At 69.4% G+C, this 18,970-nt stretch carries 7 protein-coding genes; 2 read left to right on the top strand and 5 right to left on the bottom strand.

The window, feature by feature from the left end; translation table 11 throughout:
• From ACWELJ_RS21235 to ACWELJ_RS21225, 3 genes are all read right to left on the bottom strand, one after another.
• Positions 1 to 11,369: amino acid adenylation domain-containing protein (locus ACWELJ_RS21235; RefSeq protein WP_452367861.1), on the bottom strand; the 11,369-nt coding region annotated here is incomplete at its 3' end.
• A 210-nt stretch (positions 11,370 to 11,579) separates the two neighbouring features.
• Complete coding sequence (locus ACWELJ_RS21230) at positions 11,580 to 12,449, bottom strand: SDR family NAD(P)-dependent oxidoreductase (RefSeq protein WP_452367860.1); 870 nt, start codon at positions 12,447 to 12,449, stop codon at positions 11,580 to 11,582.
• A gap of 22 nt (positions 12,450 to 12,471) precedes the next feature.
• Positions 12,472 to 14,133, bottom strand: a complete 1,662-nt coding sequence (locus ACWELJ_RS21225) for a GMC oxidoreductase (protein WP_452367859.1) — start codon at positions 14,131 to 14,133, stop codon at positions 12,472 to 12,474.
• A 70-nt stretch (positions 14,134 to 14,203) separates the two neighbouring features.
• Here ACWELJ_RS21225 and ACWELJ_RS21220 point away from each other — a divergent pair, with 70 nt between their 5' ends.
• Positions 14,204 to 15,499 carry a cytochrome P450 gene (locus tag ACWELJ_RS21220; RefSeq protein WP_452367858.1) on the top strand — a complete coding sequence of 432 codons (1,296 nt, stop codon included), beginning with the start codon at positions 14,204 to 14,206 and terminating at the stop codon, positions 15,497 to 15,499.
• Between the two features lie 11 nt (positions 15,500 to 15,510).
• On the opposite strand, the gene ACWELJ_RS21215 is transcribed toward ACWELJ_RS21220, so the two are convergent.
• Both ACWELJ_RS21215 and ACWELJ_RS21210 read right to left on the bottom strand, forming a co-directional pair.
• On the bottom strand, positions 15,511 to 16,146 hold the full coding sequence (locus ACWELJ_RS21215) for a hypothetical protein (protein ID WP_452367857.1): 636 nt from the start codon (positions 16,144 to 16,146) through the stop codon (positions 15,511 to 15,513).
• A 136-nt stretch (positions 16,147 to 16,282) separates the two neighbouring features.
• Positions 16,283 to 18,082, bottom strand: a complete 1,800-nt coding sequence (locus ACWELJ_RS21210) for an alkyl/aryl-sulfatase (protein WP_452367856.1) — start codon at positions 18,080 to 18,082, stop codon at positions 16,283 to 16,285.
• Between the two features lie 268 nt (positions 18,083 to 18,350).
• Here ACWELJ_RS21210 and ACWELJ_RS21205 point away from each other — a divergent pair, with 268 nt between their 5' ends.
• Positions 18,351 to 18,893: a TetR/AcrR family transcriptional regulator gene (locus ACWELJ_RS21205; RefSeq protein ID WP_452367855.1), complete on the top strand. Its 543-nt coding sequence runs from the start codon at positions 18,351 to 18,353 to the stop codon at positions 18,891 to 18,893.
• Positions 18,894 to 18,970: the final 77 nt, after the last annotated feature.

Raw genomic sequence — 18,970 nt, 5'->3', positions numbered from 1 at the left:
GGCTGGGCGCCGCCGGCGGCGTCGGCGCCGGCGGGCATCCACCCGTAATCGAGTGCCGCGTCGGGAATTCTGTCGAAGCGGCCGAGATAGTTGAAGCTCACCTGGGGGTCGGGCAGCGCGCCCAGGGTGCGGGCGGTCTCGGCGTTGAGGTAGCGCAGCAGCCCGTAGCCGGTGCCGTCGCCGGGGACCCGCCGGAGTTGTTCCTTCACCGATTTGACGACCGCGCCCGCGGCGGCGCCGGAGTCGAACGCCTCGTCGATGTCGATGCCGGACAGGTCGATTCGCACCGGATACGTGGTGGTGAACCAGCCGACCGTGCGGGTGAGGTCGGCGCCCGGCAGGACGCTGTCATCGCGCCCGTGGCTCTCGAGGGTGAGCAACGCCTCGCTGACGGTGTCGCCGCGGCGGCGTCGCCACCGGGTCAGCGCGAGGGCGAGCGCGGCGATGAGGGCATCGTCGACCTTGCCGTTGAACGCGTGCGGCAGGGCGGTGAGGACGGCCCGGGTCACCGTGGTGGGCAGCGTCACCCGGACGGTGGCCACGGTGGACTGCAGGTCCACGACCGGGTCGAGCGGGCGCGTCCCGATCGGCGGATCTTCGGCGGCGAGCGTCGCCCGCCACCGGTCGAGTTCGCCGAGACTCGTCGCGGCGGCGTCGAGGGCGTGTGCCCAGCGCCGCATGGACGTACCGACGGGTGCGAGCCGCGGCGGTTGCCCCGCGGACACCTGGGCCGCGGCGTGCGCGAAGTCGGGAACCAGGATCCGCCACGACACGCCATCCACCACCAGGTGGTGCGCGACCACCAGCAGCCGGCCGGGCCCGTCGGCGCGGTCGAACCAGACCACCTGCAGCACAACGCCTTCGGCGGGGTCGAGGCGCTCGGCGGCGGCCCGCGCCTCCGTATCGGCGATCGCCGCGAACGCCGCGCTGTCCGGCTCCGCCGCCACCGACACCCGCCGGATGAGTCCGGCGGCGGGCACCCCGGTCGGCCGCACCCGCAACGCCCAGCCCGACGGGTGCGCGGGCTCGGGCTCCAGCCGGGCCCGCAGCATGTCGTGATGATCGAGCACCGCCTGCACGGTCGCCTCGATGACGGCCGGATCGATGCCGGTCGGCAGCGTGAGCATCACCCACTGGCAGAAGCCGTCGAATCCGCCGCGCTCGAACATCCAGCACATGATCGGCGTGAGCGGCATCGGCCCCACCCCGCCGCCGGGCAGCTCCTCCGGGAGGGCCGCCGCGTCGTCGCGGACGGCGATCCGGGCCAGTTCGGCAACGGTCTTGCGCTCGAACACCTCTCGCACGGACAGCGTCAGACCCGACGCCTTGGCCCGGGTCACCAACTGGATCGACATGATGCTGTCGCCGCCCAGCGCGAAGAACGAATCGTCGAGCCCGATCGTGTCGACGCCGAGGACCTCCGCGAAGAGTGCGGCGAGCGTGGTCTCGGTCTCGGTGACCGGCGCCCGGAATTCGGCTCGGCCCGTGCTGAAGTCGGGTTCGGGCAGTGCGCGGCGGTCGATCTTGCCGGTCTCCGTCGTCGGCAGCGCGTCGAGCACCATCACGGTGGCGGGCACCAGGTGCGGGGCCAGGCGTTGCCCGGCGACCGCGAGGACCGCGACGGGGTCCAGCCCGGCGCCGGGCTCGGGGACGACGTATCCGACCAGCCGATCGCCGTGAGCGCCGTGGTGTACGGCCGCCACCGCGCGGGCCACGCCCGGGCAGGCCAGCAGACCCGATTCCACCTCCCCGAGCTCGATCCGGAAGCCGCGAATCTTGACCTGGAAGTCCGTGCGCCCGACGTAGTCCAGCGTCAGACCTCCACCCGGCAGTCGCAGCCACCGCACCAGGTCCCCGGTCCGGTACATGCGCTCCCCGTGATTCGCGAAGGGATCGGCGACGAACCGTGCCGCGGTCAGACCCATCCGATCGCGGTATCCACGCGCCAATCCCGGTCCGGTGAGATACAACTCGCCGACGACGCCGAGCGGCACCGGCCGCAGCCAGGCGTCGAGCACGATCTCGCCGACCCCGCGGATCGGCCCGCCGATCGTGGCGGTCTCACCCGGCACCAGCGGCGCGCCCGCATCGGTCTGGATGGTGGCCTCCGCCGGACCGTAGGTGTTGAACAGTCTCCGGCCCGGCGCCCACCGCGACACCAGGCGCGGCGGGGGCGCTTCGCCGCCGATCACGACCGTCCCGAGGTGCCGCAGCCCGGCCGGGTCGACCGTGCCGAGGGCGGTGGGGGTCAGCGCGGCATGGGTCACCGAGTGCCGCGAGATGAGCTGCGCCAGTTCGATTCCGCCGAGGACCGCCGGCGGCGCGATCACCAGACGTCCGCCGGATGCGAAGGCCCAGAGCAGTTCCAGGATCGCGGCGTCGAAAATGGGCGACGCGGCGTGCAGCACCCGCGCGCCCGGCCCGATGTCGAACCGCGAGCACTGCTCGTCCACCAGGTTCGCCAGTCCCCGGTGCGTGACCACCACGCCCTTGGGCACGCCCGTCGAGCCGGACGTATAGATCACGTACATGGGATGGTCGATCCGAATCGGGCGCAGGCGCTCGGTATCGGTCACCGGCGGCGCGGGCGCTCGGGCCGCCTCCGCCGCGGTCTCCGGCTCGTCGAGGACCAGCCACCGCACCGATCCGGGCAGGCGATCCTTCCACTCCGACACCGTGATTCCGATGGCCACACCCGCGTCGGCGAGCATGTGCTCGATCCGGTCCCCGGGATTGCGCGGATCCACCGGGACGAATGCCGCCCCCGACTTCGCCACCGCCCACACCGCGAGCACCGACTCGTAGCAGCGCGGCAGTCCGATCGCGACATTCGTCTCCGGTGCGGCTCCTCGGCCGATCAGCATGCGCGCCAACCGATTCGATTCCGCGTCCAGCTCGCCATAGGTCCAGTGCCGGTCCCCGCACACCACCGCCACCGCCGTCGGATCCCGGGCCTGCGTGGCCGCGAGCAGCTCCGGCAACACCTGCTCCGGGACCGCCGGACCGCCCGAGACCGGCGCGAGCTCGCGGTATTCCTCGGACGCGAGCAGATGCAGCCGGGCCAGCGGCACATCCGGGTCGTCGGCCATACCGCCCAGCACGTCCAGGACGCGCCGCAGGGTCGCCGCGACCGTGTCCCGATCGAAGCACTCGGGCAGGTACTTGATCTCGAGGTGCAGTGTCGAGTCGACGCGCCCGACCACGCCCATCGGATAGTGGGCCGCGTCGGTGCCGGTCACGTCGACCAGCCGCATTCCGGCGATATCGGTGTCCGCGGTCAGCCCGTAGCGGTCGACCGGGAAGGACTCGAACACCGTCATCGTGTCGAATACCGCCCCGGGCCCGGCCGCTCGCTCGATGTCGGCCAGCCCGACGAACTGGTGATCGAGCAGCGCGGCCTGCTCGGCCTGGACGCGGTCGAGCAATCGCCCGACGGTCTCGGCGGCGTCGAGCCGGACCCGGACCGGCACCGTGTTGATCAGCAGCCCGATCATCGATTCGACGCCCTCGAGCTGCGGGGGTCGTCCCGAGACCACGGCGCCGAACGTCACGTCCTGCCGGGATGTCAACGCGCCCAGCACGATCGCCCAGGCCACCTGGATCATGGTGTTGAGCGTGATGCCGCGCGACCGCGCGCGGCCGATCAGCGCCGCGGTCCGGGCCTCGGTGAGTTCGCCGCGCACCTCCCGCGATTCGGTGTAGCGGCGGCCGGGATCGGGTGCGGCCACCAGGGTCGGTTCGTCGGCGCCGTGGAACGCGCGGGCCCAGGCGTCCAGTGCCGCCGCCGGGTCCTGCCGGGCGACCCAGGTGAGGAAGTCCCGGTAGGGACGCACCCGCGGCAGGACGGTGGTATCGCAGTCGGTGGCGTAGAGCACCAGCAGCTCCTTCAGGAGCAGCGGCGTGGACCAGCCGTCGAGCAGCAGGTGATGGTTGGTCAGCACCAGCCGGTACCGCTCCGGCCCGGTGGTGACCAGCATCCAGCGCAGCAGCGGCGCCTGCGCCGGGTCGAACCGGGTGGCGCGGTCCGCGGCCAGCAGCCGCGCCCAGGCGCGATCGCGGGCGGCGTCGTCCAGCCCGGCCAGGTCCGCCTCCGACCAGGGCGCCTCGGCGGCGTCGTCGACCACCTGCACCGGTTCCGGGTCGGTGACGAACGCGGAGCGCAGATTCGCGTGCCGGTCGAGCAGCACCCGCACGGCCCGGCGCAGCCGCCCCGCGTCGACCCGGCCGCGCAGCTCGAGCACCAGCTGCGTGATGTAGGCGTCCACCGACTGCTCGGACACCAGCGCGTGGAACAGCAGCCCCTGCTGCAGCGGGCCCAACGGCCAGACGTCGCTCAGGGCCGGATACCGGAGCTCGAGCGACTCTCGCGCCTGCGGTGTGAGCGGTGGCGGGGCCGCGTCGGGCGGTTCCGCGGGAAGTGTTGTCGCCGTATCGCTGTCGCGGGTGGCGACCAGGGCGAGTCCGGCGACGGTCTTGCGCTCGAACACATCGCGCGGGGTGAACACCACGCCCGCGGTCCTGGCCCGGGTCACCAGCTGGATCGACATGATGCTGTCGCCGCCGAGGGCGAAGAACGAATCGTCCGCACCGACCCCGTCGGAACCCAATGTTTCCGCGAAGCACCGGGCGATGATTCGCTCGGTCGGCGTCTCAGGGGCCCGGAAAGGCCGGTCCGGGACGAATACGGGCTTCGGCAACGCCTGCCGATCCAATTTCCCCATGGGCGTCAATGGCACCCGATCCAGCACCATGATCGACGCCGGAACCATGTAGGACGGCAACCGGTCGCCCAGATACTCGGTCAATACCGCTGGATCGATCGAACATCCCGGCGCGGCGACGACATACGACACCAGCGACTGGGCTCCGGAATCGGCGCGGTTGCCGAGGGTCACCGCGTAACCCACCGTCGCGTGGGCCGCCAGCGCCGCATCGATCTCGCCCAGCTCGATGCGCAGACCCCGGATCTTCACCTGGAAATCGGAACGCCCCACATGTTCGACCGTCCCCTCGGGCGTCCACCGCGCCATATCCCCGGTCCGGTACATCCGCCGGCCCGGCGCCCAGGGACAGGCGATGAAGCGTTCCGCCGTCGCGTCGGCCCGACCGTGATACCCGCGGGCCAGACACCCACCCGCGACATACAATTCGCCCGCCACACCGACCGGAACGGGCTCCAGCCGCTGATCCAGGATCCATCCCGACGTGCCACGAATCGGACCGCCGATCGTCACCGGATCGCCCGGAGTCAGCGGTGCGCTCAGGGTCGCGGCGATGGTCGATTCGGTCGGCCCGTACGAGTTGAGCACGGCGCGGCCCGCACCCCAGCGCCGCACCACGTCGGTGCCGTAGTCCTCGCCGCCGACCATCATGTGGGTCACATCCGGTAGCGGCCAGCGGGTGTCGTCGATGGTCGACAGCGTGGACGGCGTCGCGAGGACATGGCTGACGTGTTCGCGGGCGATCAGGCCGGCGAGTTCGTCACCGCCGTAGACGTCGCCGGGCGCGATGACCATGGTGGCGCCGGCGCCCAGCGACAGCAGCAGCTCCAGGACCGACACGTCGAAGCTGGGTGAGGCCAGATGCAGAGTCCGGGAATCGGATTCGATACCCATGGCCGCCTGATGCTCGATCGCGCAGTCGTGCAGTCCGCGGTGCGTGACCGCGACGCCCTTGGGCAGTCCGGTCGATCCGGACGTGTAGATGAGGTAGGCGAGATCGTCGACCCGTAGCGGTCGGATCCGTTCGCTGTCGGTGATGGGCCGGTTGTCGGCGGGATCGGTGCTGTCGAGGTCGTCGGGTGTCAGCCACTCGACGCCGCCGGGCAAGCGGGTGCGCGCGGACGGCACGGTCACGCCGATGGCCGCCCCCGACTCGGTCATCATGTGCGTGACCCGTTCCCGCGGGTGATTCGGATCGATCGGCAGGAACGCCGCCCCCGATTTGGCGATCGCCACCTCGGTCAGCACCGAGTCCAGCGACCGCGGCATCCCGATCGCGACGATGTCCTCGGGGCCGATGCCGCGGCGAATGAGCGACCGCGCCAGCCGATTCGACCGTTCATCCAACTCCCGATAGCTCATCCGCCGCCCCGCGAACACGATCGCCGGAGCGTCGGGATGCGGTGCGGCCGCCGCGGTCAGCAGATCCGGCAGGGTCATCGGCGCCGTGGCGGCGGCGCCGTGGTGGCTCAGCAGATCGGCGCGCTCGGCGGGCTCGAGCACCTCGATCGCCCCGACCGGAGTCTTCGGATCGGCGACCGCGGACTCCAGAATCCGGATCCACCGCCGGGTGAGGGAATCGATCGTCGCGGCATCGAACAGATCCGTGGCATAGGTGACCGCCACCGTCATGCCGCCGCCGTCGCGGTCCGGCGAGAGGACGAACTGCAGGTCGAAGCGGGACGCGGTGCTGGGCAGGTCGATCACCGACAGTTCGAGGCCGGGCAGTGCCAGCCGCACCGGTTCCAGGTTCTGGAAGGCCAGCATGACCTGGAACAGCGGATGGCGCGCCTGGGACCGTTGCCTGACCAGCTGGTCCACCACTTGCTCGAACGGGACATCGGCATGGTCGAAGGCGTCCAGATCCACCTGCCGGACCCGGCCGAGCAGATCGGCGAAGGACTGTCCGGGATCGACCGCGGTCCGCAGCACCAGGGTGTTGACGAACATCCCGACCATCTCGTCGAGCGCCGCCACCCCACGCCCGGCGATCGGTGTGCCGACCGGGATATCGGTGCCGCCGCTCATCCTGGCCAGCAGCACCGCCAGCGCACCGTGCACCACCATGAACAGCGAGGAATCATGCCGCCGCGCACAGTCCTCCAATCCCCGGACCAAACCCTCGCTCAGCGAGAAATCAGCGCTCGCACCGCGATTCGACATGACCACCGGCCGCGGCCGGTCGAACGGCAGTGGCAGCTCCTCGATCATCCCGTCCAGCGTCTCGGTCCAGTAGCGCAGCTGCCGGGCGCTCAGCGACTCGGGTTCGCCGGGTGCGCCCAGGACATCGCGCTGCCACAGCGCGTAGTCCGCGTACTGGACGGGCAGCGGTGTCCACGAGGGGGTTTCACCGCGGATCCGGGCGGCGAAGGCCGTCGCCACATCCCGCGCCAGCGGCGCCATCGAGAAGCCGTCCGCGGCGATGTGATGCACCACGATGGCCAGCACGTGCTCGGGTTCCGCGGCGTCGGCCACGCGGAACAGCCGGGCGCGCACCGGCGCGCGGATGCTCACATCGAAGCCCTCGGTGACGAAGTCGGTGACCGCCGGGATCAATGCGCGCGACGGCACCGTCGTCAGGGCGGGATCGGAGTCCACGTGGTCGACGGATTCGACCACCTGGATCAGCACGCCGTCATGGTCCGGGTACCGCGTGCGCAGCGATTCGTGCCGGGCCAGTACGTCGATCATGGCCAGTCGCAGGGCGTCGATGTCCAGTTCGCCACGCAGCCGCAGGGCGATCGGCATGTTGTACGCCCCGGAGCCGGTGTCGTACTGGTTGAAGAACCACATGCGCTGTTGCGCCGGGGCCAGCGGCACCAGATCGGGGCGCGGACCGGCGATCAGCGGTGGCCGGGGGCGCCGTCCCGGCGCGGTCTCCCGCTCGATGCGGGTGGCCAGTTCGGCGGTCGTGCCCGCGTCGAACAGCAGCCGCACCGGAATCTCGGTGTTCAGCGCGGCGCCCAGGCGCGCCGCGACCCGGGTCGCGACCAGACTGTCCGCGCCGAGGGCGAAGAAGGAGTCGTCGACACCGATGGCGTCGAGGTGGAGCACACCGGCGAAGGTCTCGGCGATGAGATGCTCGAGCGGTGTGCGGGGCGCCCGGTACGGCTTGCTGTCGGCGAACACCGGTTCGGGCAACGCTTTTCGATCGAGCTTGCCCGTCGGCGTCAGCGGAATCCGGTCCAGCGCGACGATCGACGCCGGAACCATATACGCCGGCAGGTGTTCGGCGCAGTACTCCGCCAGCAGTGCGGTGTCGATCGTCTGGCCGGGCGCGGCAACGACATAAGAGACCAGCGACTGAGCTCCCGACTCGGCGCGATGGCCGACCGTCGTGGCATAGCCGACACTCGCCTGACCCGCCAGCACGGCGTCGATCTCGCCGAGTTCGATACGCAGACCTCGGATCTTGACCTGGAAATCGGATCGGCCCAAATGCTGGACCGCGCCCTCGGCCGTCCAGCGGACCACGTCACCGGTCCGGTACATGCGCGCACCCGGCGACCACGGACACGCCACGAAACGCTCCGCCGTCAACCCCGCCCGGTGGTGATATCCGCGCGCCAGGAGACCGCCGGCGATATACAGCTCGCCCGCCACACCGACCGGTGCGGGCTGCAATCGCTGGTCGAGTATCCACGCCGAGACGCCACGGATCGGACGGCCGATGGTGACGAGTTCGCCCGCCGCCAGCGGGGTCAGTGTGACCGCGATCGTGGTCTCGGTGGGCCCGTATTCGTTGCACAGCCGACGGGTTCCGCTCCACCGTTCGACCAGCTCGGGGCCGTAGTCCTCGCCGCCGACGACCAGCTGGCCCAGATCCGGTAGGGGCCATCGGGTGTGGTCGATCGTCGACAGGGTCGAGGGCGTCATGCAGGCGTGGCTGACGTGTTCGCGGTCCAGGAGCTCGGCGAGCTCGTCGCCGCCGAAGCTGTCGCCGGGCGCGACGACCAGTGTCGCGCCCGCGCTCAGTGCCAGGAGCAGTTCCAGGACCGAGACGTCGAAGCTCGGTGACGCCAGATGCAATGTGCGGGAGGATGATTCGATGCTCAAGGCGGCGCGGTGTTCGGCGGCGCAGGTGTGCAGTCCGCGATGGGTGACGGCGACGCCCTTGGGCAGACCGGTCGATCCGGAGGTGTAGATGACGTACGCGATATCGTCGGCCCGCAGCGGCCGCACCCGATCGGCGTCGGTGATCGCCCGATCGTCGCCCGCGTCGAGATGATCCGCTGTCAGCCAGTCGATGTCAGCCGGCAGCCGGGCGCGCGCGGCTGCCACGGTCAGGCCGGCCACGGCCCTCGAATCGGTCAGCAGATGGGCGATGCGGTCGGCCGGATGGGCGGGATCGATCGGCAGGAAGGCCGCCCCGGTCTTGGCCACCGCCCACACCGCCAGCACCGAATCCGCCGATCGCGGGATACCGATCGCGACGGTGTCCTCCGGACCGATACCGCGCTCGATCAGCCGGCGAGCCCATCGATTCGAGCGTTGGTCCATCTCCCGGTAGCTCGCTGCCCACCCCCCGGCGATGATCGCCGTCGCGTCGGGATCCACCGCGACCGCGGTGGCCAGCAGCTCGGGCAGGGTGACCGGCGCGAGCGCGGGCGCGCCGTGCCGGGTGAGCAGATCGGCGCGCTCGGCGGGTTCGAGGACGTCGATCGCCCCGACCGGAATCGTGGGATCGGCGGCCACCGACTCCAGAATCCGGATCCACCGGCGGACAAGGGAATCGATCGTCGCGGCCTCGAACACGTCCGTCGCGAAGGTGACCGCGCCGGCCGTGTCGCCCCCGCCGTGGGGGTCCGACAGAGTGAATCGCAGGTCGGAACAGGGCATTTCGCTGACCTCGCCGACCGCCAGCAGCACTTGGCACACGGGATTTCGTGACAGCTGCTCCGCCACGCGCTCGAACGGAATATCGGCATGGTCGAACGCATTCAGCTCCACGGTGCGAACGCGGCCCAGCAAATCGGCGAACGATTCCTGTGGATCGACCTCTGTTCGCAATACGACGGTATTGCCGGACGTCCCATTCGTATCGTTCACCGGTGTGCCGATCGGAATATCGGTGCCACCGCTCATCCGCGCGAGCAATACCGCCAAAGCGCCGTGGACCACGGTGAAGAACGAAGAATCATGCTGCCGTGCGTAATTCTCCAAGTTCCGCACCAACCGCGCACCCAATGAAAATTCCGCGGTCGCACGCCGATTCGACATCACCGCCGGGCGCGGCCGGTCGAATGGCAGTGGCAGCTCTTCGGGCAGATCCGCGAGGGTCTGTCGCCAGAACGCCAGATTCGCACGGCGGCGCCGGATCCCGGCGCCCTCGGCGGCGCTGCGGGGGTGAACCTGTCCGAGCGCGGCGTCCGCCGCGGCGGCGAACTCGTCGAGGAACTCCGCGAATCCGGTGCAGTGCGCCGACAGTTCGTCGTCGGAGTAGAGGTTGGGATTGGCCAGGAACTGCAGGAGCGTGCGGGGCGGATCCCCGGTCCGATACACATCGACCAGCAGATCCTCGACCGGACCGGAGCTGAGGATGTGGAACTCGCCGGTCACCGAACCGAATTGGAGCTTGTGGTCGAAGAGCATGACGTTCACGACCGGGCCCGCGAACCGCCGCTGCCCGCCCGGGGTCCCGGTGGCGGCGCGAATATCGGCCAGGCCGCACCGCTGATGCCGCAGCGCGCCCACCAGATCGGCCTGCACCCGCAGCGCCAGCGTCGCGACGGTGTCGGCCGGATCGAGGGCGATCGGCAGCGGCGCCACATTGACGAACACGCCCGCGGAGCGCCGCAGCACGGCGGTCGTGCGACCCGACACCGGAATATCGACCAGCACCTCGTCGCGACCGGTCTTGCGGGCCAGGTAGCAGCCGAACGCGGCGATCACCAGCGCGGCCGGGCTCGCTCCAACCGCCTTGGCCGACCGGTCGATCCGCCCCATGGTCGCGTCCGAGAGTTCGGTGATCGCGACGACGCTGTCCGGGCCCGCGGGCGCCGGTCCGCCGGCCAGCCCGGTGTCCTCGCCGACGCCGGCGAGCTTGTCCACCCAATAGGCCTGATCGTCGGTGAACCGCTTCGACTCCCGGTAGCCGCGGTCGGCCTCGTACAGGGCGCGGATGTCGGCGGGCTGGTTCGGCCGCACCGAGTCGCCCTGCACCGCGGCGGTATACAGCGCCGCGATCCGGTTCACGATCATCATCGCGCCGTAGCCGTCGAGCGCGACGTGATGACTCCGGCTGTACAGCAGGTAATGCCGATCGCCCACCCGCAGGATCGCATTCGCGACCAGCAGGTCCCGGGTCATGTCCAAGGGGGCCGTGTACTCCCGGCGCATCCAGTCCAGGGCTGCCGCGAAGGGATCGGGTGCGTCACGGACATCGATCAGCTCGGCCGCCAAGCCCAGCGCCGGGTCGTACACCTGATACGGCTCACCGTCGATCTCGACGAGTCTCAGATACCCCGACTGGAACTCGTGCCCCGCCTGAACCCCTGTCCGGCACAGCAGTTCGATGTCGAGGTCACCATGGAACTCGATGTATTGCGCCTCGGATATCGGTACATCCGGACTCAATTTCTGGGCCAGCCACAATCCCTGCTGTCCACTGGACAGCGGTATCGGTTGCTGCGGTCGCGGTGCAGTCATAGTTTCCCTTTAACTCTGACCGCGCATTATTCGCGCATAATTTCCTGCAAAACCCCGACCGCCGATAGTATATTCCCGTCGGTACGTAGGTGTATACGTTCGAACGGGGGTATCGGGTTCACCTCTGACGGCGTCGATTTGGCCTATGGCAACGATTCGGCGACATTTGGTTTTCGATCAGGACACCGAATCTAATGCTCATTTGTGAATTCAGAGTCGGAACCGGTGTTCCATGAAGCGCTGGACTTGGTAGCGGTGGACGGCGGACCAGGCCTGGACCCGGACCGCCCACCAGGGGGCTACCTCGCGGGGTCTGGCGATGACGGCGTGCGCGATGAGGTCGGACGCTTCGTCGACGGTCAGCCCGGGGATCCGGTGGAAGTCGGTGGGGGCGCTCATCCTGGTGTGGACCAGTGGCATATAGACCGACGTCGTGGTGACGCCGTCGCCGGCGATCTCCGCGGCCACGCTGCGCAGCCAGACGTCGAAGGCTGTCTTCGAGGCGCCGTAGGCCGACCAGCGCGGACTCGGCGGCATGAGAACGCCCCAGGTGGAGACGTTCACGATGTGTCCCCGCCGGCGTACGCGCATGGCGGGCAGCAGGGTCAGCAGCAGCCGCACCGGGCCGAGGTAGTTGATGTCGATGGTGCGGGTGAAATCGTGGAAGCGGTCGTAGGACTCGGCGATCGGACGCCGAATCGACTTGCCCGCGTTGCTGATCACGATATCGATGTGCCCGTGCTCGGCCAGCAGCGCCCGGCCGAGCCGGTCCACGGCATCCATGTCGGTCAGATCGGTCGGGTAGACGTGGGCCGTGCCGCCCGCGGCCGTGATCTCGGTGGCCAGCCGTTCCAATTCCGGCCGCGAGCGCGCCACCAGCAGCACGTCCGCCCCGGCCGCGGCCAGCTTCCGGGCACTGGCCTTGCCGATGCCGTGCGAGGCCCCGGTCACCAGCGCCACCTGCCCGGCGACAGCCGTCCGCAACGACTCCGCGGTGGGCCGGAAGGTCGGATACAGCAGCCGGATCGCCACTCGCTCGGCGCGCGAGCGCCCGCGGTGCACGACCGGAGTCTCGTCCACCAATCGACTGTATCGCTCGTGGCTACCCCCCGGAACCGATGATCCGTTCGATATTGCGCTCCGCCAGCGCGCTGATCGTCAGCGAGGGATTGACCGTTCCGGTGCTGCCGGGCACCGCCGCCCCATCCATCACATAGAGGTTGCGGTGGCCCAGCACCCGGCCGTACTCGTCTGTCGCGCGCCCGATCACCGCGCCGCCCAACGGGTGCGCGGTGATCGAGGCGTTCGCCTCCAGGTCGGGTCGTGTGATCGGCTCGCAGTGGCAGCTCATGATGTCGTTGACCTCGCGGGCTCGCGCGAGATAGCCCGCGGCGCCGTCGGCGGGCCACCGCAGATCCACGCGTCCGTCGTCCGCACAGACGAAGCGGCCGCGGGTGTCGTCGAGCACCATGCCCAGCGAGGCGAGCACGCCGGTGTCGAAGGGGGAGGTACCGGGGACGAACCAGCTCTCCAGTGACACCGGCGCGCCCGCCTCGTCCAGAATCCGGCTCGCGGCGGGTGTGCCCTGGGTGCCCACGTCGAGTGTGGTGAGCGGACGAGCCAGGGCGACATCGCCATTGCCGCCCCAGCCCTCGCCGATGTACTCGTTCAGGTTGGGCAGGGCGCCGGTCGCCCGCGCGCGCACCAGGAGTTCGGAGGTGCCGACGGATCCCGCGGCCAGGAACAGCAGGTCGCAGGTCAGGGTCCGGGTGCCGAGCACGTCACCGGTCGGGGCGAGTGTGGTCACCGTGACGGCATAGCGGCCCGGAGTTCCGGGTTCCTCGGCGATGGCGTCCACGCGGTGGCCCGGGTAGATCCGGGCGCGGCCGGTGTCCTCGGCCCAGCGCAGGTAGTTCTGGTTCAGATCGAACTTCGCGCCGTTGGAGTTGCCGAGGTCCGAACACCCCACCGTCGCGGACGGCAGCGATCGCCCCGCCAGCTCGTCGCGGAGGACGTCCCACCGCCAGGTGCCGTCAAGGGGCTGCGGCGCGAATCCGGCCGCGCGGGCCTGCTCGTCCCAGGCGCGGGAGTGCGCGAATGCCACGGAGTGGTAGATGTCGTCCGGTATCGGGCTCGGCCGCAACATCTTTCGAACCCTGGGGTAGTAGATGTCGTGCATCTCGCGGTAGTCGACCACGCCGCGGAACACGTGATCGAAGAACCGCTGTTCCGGCTCGATCATCACTCCGGTGAACACGACCGAGCCGCCGCCGACACACGCGGCGCGCCACACGTCGATGCCCGGGTAGCTGCTGACATCGAGGACTCCGCCGAACGAGTCGACCGCCACCGGGATCCGGTTCGCCCCGGTGAAGCTGGTGCGATGCCAGAAGCCGCGGCCGTCGGGAATGGTGTCGACCGCGAAGATGTCGCGCCACGGATCGTTCGGCCAGCGCGATCCGCGCTCGAGTACCGCGACCTCGATCCCGGCCTGCGCCAGGCGCAGGGCGGTGACCGCCGCCCCGAATCCCGATCCGATCACGATCGCGGGCACATGATCGGCCGGATCCGGGAGGGGCGCGAAGATCTCCGGCACCAGCGCGCGATAGATCGGCGTATTCGGGCTCTGGCCGGGGTTGTCCGCCCGGGCGAGAGGCGTGGCCGCGCCCGCGCTCGCGAGGCTCAGCAATGCCGCGGCCGAGCCGGCGCCCGCGAGGAAACAACGCCTGTTCATGGTGGTCCGCTCGCCCGATCCGTCGGTCATTCCAGCGCCCCTGGCAATCCCATAGCGAATCACTATCATAAAGGGCAGGTCAGGGGTGGTGAGGTGGTAGATGTTGACGCGTACCTGGACTCGGTGGGTGCTCATGCACGGCCTCCTGCGGGCCTTCGCCCGGTGGTCGGCGCGGCGAGGTGAGCCCCTGGGAAACCTGGCCCTCGGACCGGACGGCCTGCTCGGCTCATCGCCGTACATCGAGGAGATCCGGCGGCGGGGCCCGATTCCCCGGATGTCGGGTGTGCACATCACCGCCGACTACGAGGTGTGCCGGACCATCCTGCGCGACCGCAGCTTCGGCGTGGTCTCGCCCAATCATCCGGGCCTGCCCAGGCCGGTCCGCTGGCTGCTGGCCAAAACGGATCCGGGACTGCCGAACCTGGGCGAACCGCCCTCGATGCTGGTGACCGATCCGCCCGATCACACCCGCTATCGGCGCATCGTCGGGCAGGCTTTCGGCCCGAAGGCGATCGCGGCCCTGGAGCGGCGCATCGCCGAGGTGGCGAACGATCTGATCGACGGTCTGGAAGCGCAGCCTCGCCCCGATCTGATCGGCGACTTCTCCGCGCGGATGCCCGTCACCATCATCGCCGAAATGCTCGGGCTGCCGGCCGATATGCATTCGACCCTGCTGAAGTGGGGCGACTCCGGTGCGCCGCTGCTCGAACGCGGGGTGGCCTGGACCACCTACCGCGCGGCCGTCGACGATCTGGTGGAGGTCAAACACTACTTCGACCGGCAGTTCGATGGACTCGACGACCAACCGCGCGATGATGTGCTCGGCATGCTGGCGGCCGATGACGCCCTCACCCGCCGCGAGCAGGTGGCCAACGCGGCCCTGCTGCTGGACGCGGGATTCCTGACCACCGTGAACATGCTCGGCAATGGAATCGCTCTGCTGGCAAGCCATCCCGATCAGCTGGAACTGCTGACCGCCGAGCCGTGGCGGTGGCGCAACGCGGTCGAGGAGATCCTGCGTTACGACGGTCCGGTGCGGATGACCGGCCGGGTCGCCAACCATGACGTCGACATCGATCATCAGCGGATCCCGGCCGGTTCCCTCGTTCTACTGTCGTTGGCCGGAGCCAACCATGACCCCGGGGTCTTCCCCGACCCGCAGCGATTCGACGTGACCAGAGACAATGCCGCGGAACATCTCGCGTTCGGCAGCGGGATCCACGGGTGCCTGGGATCCCGGCTCGCCCGGCTGGAGGGCAGCATCGCGCTGCCCGCCCTGTTCGATCGGTACCCGAATCTGCGCCTGGACGGCCCGCCGATCCCGCACCCCCTGCGCAATCTGCACGCCTACCGCTCCATGCCCGTCGAGCTGGGCGCGCGAGCGACCCCTCGCTGACCGGGTCCGACTCACACGGTGGCCAGGTGCTTGCGCTGCCAGACGATGTGGATGCCGACCACCAGGCACCACACCGGCAGGACCCATGCGATGTGGATCGAGGTGGTGACCGCGATGAGCATGAAAAGCGCTGCCGCCGTGGACAGCAGGGTCAGCCAGCGCGGGAACGCGCCGGTGACGCGGCCGAGATTCGCCAGGGACAGCATGAATACCGCGGAGACGCGCGGCGCGATGACGGTCATCAGGATCATGCCCAGGCCGTGGCTGCCGGGATAGACGTCCGCGGCGGCCGCCGGGCTCACGTGGTCGGCGAGGGCGGCCGGTACCGCGAAGGCGGTCACGGACATGAGCAGGATACTGATGAGAATCACTCCGCTGCCGAGGAATACGGTCGCGAACAGCTGATCCTCACCGCTGCCGAGGCGGCGGCGGAGGGTGCCGATGAACCACAGCAGCGCGATCGAGGCCACCACCATGATGAATACGACGACGGTGAGCCGGGTGCGGTGCCCGGACGCCGAGAACCATTGCTCCACGGCCGCGTGATCGGCGCTCCAGTCGGGCATGCCACGCAGCAGCTGCACCGCGACCAGCGCCAGCACCGCGAAGACGATTCCGGTGAAGCCCATGGCTTCGATCGAGGCCATACGGCCGGTTCCACGCCTGGTCGATGCCGTCGAGCTCATGTGCGCATTCCCTCGTCTATTCGGATGAATATTGTTGGGGGACAAGGCTGCCCGGGTCGCGTCGGGACTGGGTGACACGATCCGGGCAGCGCCGGGGTCAGGGCGTGACGATCGGGAAATCGGGATCGGACTTGTCGAGCAGTCCGGTGAGCCGCTTCCACACCGTCGTGTCGCCCTTGGCCTGGACGTTGTCGAAGGATCCGGTGCCGATCAGTTGCAGCAGGCCGAGCTTGGTGAGCGTGACGTCCAGATCCGAGGCGTGGTCCCGGGTCGTGGGGTAGTGAATGAGCGCACCGTGGCTGAGCTCCATGCGGTAGTTCTCGCCGCTGTCGGTGAAATGCCAGCTGATGCTGAACTTCTCGGACCAGGCCCGCTCGCCGACGATGTTCAGCGACAGGGTGTCGAAGAGCTGGGTGATGCTCATCGCCTTCGCCATTTCCGGGCTCGGCGCGAGCAGGGTGTGCGGGATGGGGTTGCGCAATTCGAACGCGCCGCTGAGGAAACAGTTGCGCCAGGTGGCGTTCTCGGATCCGTAGGCCAGGCGTTCCAGGACCGAGGCGAGGGTCTTCTTCGCCTCGGCGTGGGACGGGTCGGCGAAGACCGCGTGACTGCCCAGTTCCGCCGCGAACCGCAGGTCGCCGGAGTTCGCGAATTCCTTCACCTTGGCCACGGTCGCGTCCACGCCGCCGAGCAGCCGCACGTACCGGGTGGCCTGCTCCTGCGGCGGATGCTGCCACAGGTGTGCCGGATTGGCGTCGTACCAGCCGAGATAGCGCTGGTAGATGGCCTTCACATCATGGCTGATCGAACCGTAGTAACCGCGGTTGTTCCACTGTGCCGCCAGCTCCGGCGCGAGCGGGAAGTTCTCGGCGATCTCGCTGCCGGTCTCGCCCTGGTTCATCCGGCGCACGGTCTGGTCGTGCAGGTAGGCGTAGGTGTCGCGCTGCTGGGTCAGGAATTCGACCAGGTTCTCCCGGCCCCAGGTTGGCCAGTGGTGCGAGGCGAAGACGACATCGGCACGATCGGCGAACAATTCGATGGCCTCGGCGATGTAGCGCGACCACATGCGCGAGTCGCGGACCTGAGCGCCGCGCAGGGTGAGGATGTTGTGCAGGGTGTGGCAGGCGTTCTCGGCCATGCACAGCGCGTTGCGGTCGGGGAGCAGGAAGTTCATCTCGGCGGGGGCCTCGGTGCCCGGTGTCATCTGGAAGATGAACCGCACCCCGTCGATCTCCTCCTCCTGCCCGGTCTCGGTGATGTCGAGAGTCGGTGGCAGCAAACCGAATTCACCCGACGACGCGATCGGTCCCAGGCCCATGCCGACCACGCCCGCGGGGTCACGCGACAGGTTCGCGCCGGAGTAGTACATGCCGCGGCGCAACATGGCTGTGCCGGCGTACACGTTCTCGGAGATGGCGTGTTCCATGAAGTGCTCGGGCGCGATGATCGGCACCGTGGTGTCGGGGTCGACCACGCCGAGCACGCCGCCGAAGTGGTCCGCGTGCGGGTGGGTGTAGATCACCGCCCGCACCTCGCGGTCGCCGCGATTGGCACGGTAGAGCCCCAGCGCGGCGGCCGCGGTCTCGGTGCTGACCAGCGGGTCGACCACGATCACGCCGTTGTCGGACTCGATCAGGGTCATGTTCGAGATGTCCAGGCCGCGAACCTGATACACGCCCGCGCAGACCTCGTACAGGCCGTGGATGGCGGTGAGCTGGGACTGCCGCCACAGGCTGGGCGGGACGGTGTCCGCGCCCTGGCCCTTCAGGAAGTCGAAGGAGTCGGCGTCGTAGGCGGTGCCGCCGTTCTTGGCCGGAATCACACCGGGTATCAGCCGGGCGATGAACCCGCGCTCGGCGTTCTCGAAATCGGTGCGGTCAACGGGTGCTGCTGTCATGTGCCACCTCACTGTCTGCTGATTGCCGATGTGTTGCCGATTGCTGTCGCGCGAGTGCCCACGTCCCGCCTCTTCGCTGCCCGATCGGCCGGTGACGAGTCTGAATCCAGTTCAAGTAGAACGCGGCGCATCGCGTCCACGGACAGCCTTGCATAGATCGGGCGAACTTCCGGCAAATTGATGCCGGTCTGTTGCTCAGAACTGACCCTGGACGAATCCGGACGTACGTCTCAGGATGAGACCTGATCTTCGCCGGTGAGGAGTGGGCATGGTGACCGAGCGGCGCGTGGACTGGCTGACGGGTGGGGTGCGGCGATCGGTCGCCTCGGATCGGATCGTCGCGGTCGCCTCGGAACTGTTCCAGACCCGGGGCTTCGACCAGGTGGGCATGGACGATGTGGCGGGCGCGGCCGGTTGCTCGCGGGCGACGCTGTATCGGCACTTCCCCGGCAAGGCGGCGCTGTTCGATGCCGTCATGGCCAAGTCGGCGGTGGGGGTCGCCGAACGGGTGGCCGCGACCGTGCGGCGTTACGAGGGGTCGCGGCGGATCGTGGAGGCCATCCTGGCCTCGGTGGCGGCGGTGCGCTCGGATCCGGTGCTGGCCAAGGGATTCGCCGGGACCCGGGCGGGCGGCAGTGACGGCGCGTTCGCCAGCTCGCCGGAACTCGGGCGGATCGCGACCCTGCTCACCGGCATCGCACCGGATGACGAAGCGGTGCAATGGATTGTGCGCATCGTGCTCTCGCTGCTGACCTGGCCGCTCGCCGACGCCGCGAGCGAGCGGCGGATGGTGGAGCGGTTCATTCGCTGAGCCGGGGGTCTTGACGCGCCCTTGCCGACTGTCTGGGACAGTTCTACACTGGGTTCATCGAACGCGCGGTACCACGT

The sequence above is a fragment of the Nocardia sp. NPDC004582 genome (assembly GCF_053602115.1).
Note: the sequence above shows the minus strand (reverse complement) of the source record. Positions and strands in the feature narration are given on the sequence as shown.